The sequence below is a fragment of the Arthrobacter sp. H5 genome, assembly GCF_000520595.1.
In the GTDB taxonomy this organism is placed as follows: Bacteria; Actinomycetota; Actinomycetes; order Actinomycetales; family Micrococcaceae; genus Arthrobacter_D.
Genome location: NZ_KI915011.1, coordinates 23,878 through 25,824, shown reverse-complemented (window position 1 = coordinate 25,824; position 1,947 = coordinate 23,878). Strand labels below are relative to the sequence as shown.

General features: G+C 60.0%; 1 protein-coding gene. It reads right to left on the bottom strand.

Translation table 11 applies throughout. The annotated features are described in order from the left end of the window. On the bottom strand, window positions 1-1,887 hold a 1,887-nt coding region (locus tag Y708_RS25685), incomplete at its 3' end, for an S-layer homology domain-containing protein (RefSeq protein WP_253905847.1). Between the last annotated feature and the right edge of the window lie 60 nt (window positions 1,888-1,947).

The following is a 1,947-nucleotide window of genomic DNA, read 5'->3' as shown; positions in this document are numbered from 1 at the left end:
CAATGATGGTCTTGTCACCTCGGGGCTCCCTGCCAGGCGGTAGAGGAATGCCGCCATCATGTCGCGGTTGACCGGCTGGTAGGGGCGGAAGGTGCCGTCCTCGTAGCCGGTGGTGATACCCGCGGAGGCCATCCAACTGATTTCGTTATAGAACACGTGGCTGGGCCGGACGTCCTTGAACGAGACCGTCTTCATGAAGGAAGGCGCGCCCGCCAGGCGGTAAAGGAACGCCGCCATCATGTCGCGGTTGACCGGCAGGAACGGGCGGTAAGTGCCGTCGTCGTAACCGGTGGTAATCCGCTTGGCCGCCAGCCAGGTGATCTCGGCGAAGAAATCTGCGTCTTTCCCAACGTCCGTGAACGCGGGCGCCGGTGGAAGCTCCGGCGGGTAGACGCCGTCATTCCAGATCGGCTTGGCCGCCTCAATGGGGTCGTTCACGTCCATGTCGTAGTCTTCCGGAGCCATTCCGACGGCGTACTGCACCATCATGTCGTGGTCTTCGTGTGGGAGGTTGTGGCAGTGGACCATGTACCGGCCGCGGTGCGGACCAAATTTTATCAGCAGCTTGACGGTCTCCCCCTCACCGACATAGACCACGTCCTTGGGCCCCCGTTCGTAGGCGAAATCTGCGCGGTCCTCTCCACCGATGATCTTGAAGTCAACCAGGTGAATGTGCAGGGGATGGAACCAGCCGCCCGAGCGGTTGTCGAACTCCCAGATCTCGGTTCCGTTCAACTCCGGGTTCGCGATCACTTCGCGGTAGTTGCTGGCGATGACGTCAGCCCACGTCCGGTCGTTGATTGACCACATGTTAGTGACGTCATCCCGCTTGAGGCGGAAGAACCGTCTCTTGGTGGCGTCGCTTTCCTTCATCGCCATGATTTCGTTATTCGGAGCGAGCTCGTAGGGAATGGTGTTCCACGTGGGGTCGCTCGTGTCCACCGGCTCGGCGGTCACATCAAAGGCCATGATCCGGTTGGTGAAGTCGTAATCGACGTTGTTCTTGTTGGACAGATTCCGGAGCTCAACGCGCTGGCCGGGCTGGTAGTTGCGGAAATCAATCAATATCTCGTAGCGTTCCGCGCTTCCATGGCGCCAATTGTCGACGGTCTGGGCGTAGGGAATCAGGCCACCGTCGGTCGCCACTACAGTGACAGGTTCGCCGGTATTGAGATAGGGACGGAAGGAGCGAGAGATGCACGCATTCAGGACCCGGAACCGGTATACACGCCGCTGGACCTGCATGACGGGCCAGGGCCGGCCGTTGGCCATTATCACGTCGCCCCACAGGCCCGAGTTGCTGTCGTCGTCATAACCGAGGGACCCGTCTGCCGCGAACATCGCATCCGAGAGAGTCAGCGCAACGTCGAAGTCACCCTGGGGGAGCAGTTCCCGCTCAAGCGCATCATGAATGTGGTACTGCGCGGCAAGACCCGAGTACACGTTCGGTCCAGTGTTGTGGACTGCGTGATCGTGGAACCACAGCGTGCGTGCATGCTGGCCGTTGGGGAAGCGGTAGTCCTTGTAGAACCCGGGATGGGTGATGTCACTGGCATAGCCGTCAAATTGGGGCAGCGAGGCTGATCCATGGAGGTGGGTCGATGAGTACAGACTGTGGCCCTGTGTGGGGTGGGTGGCGGGCATATCATTGCACACGCGAAGCTGTGATTTGGTGTTCCTGTCAAGGCTGATTGTCGGTCCGGGGAAGATCCCGTTGTAACCGAGGATCGGTGTGAGCAGGTTTTGGTTGGGAAGCATGGAGACCTTCGCCGCCACCTGATCGATGGTGTAGTAGTGGATGTTCATCCCGTCTTCGGGATCGTAGCCCGTGGCGTACGGCGCAAGTACGGGGCTGCGCATAAACTGGCTGCGAAATGGCACCGGCATCTGCGATGGATCCAGTGCGCTGGCAGACTTTGCCTCAACGGAACCCAGCGGTACGGTTAT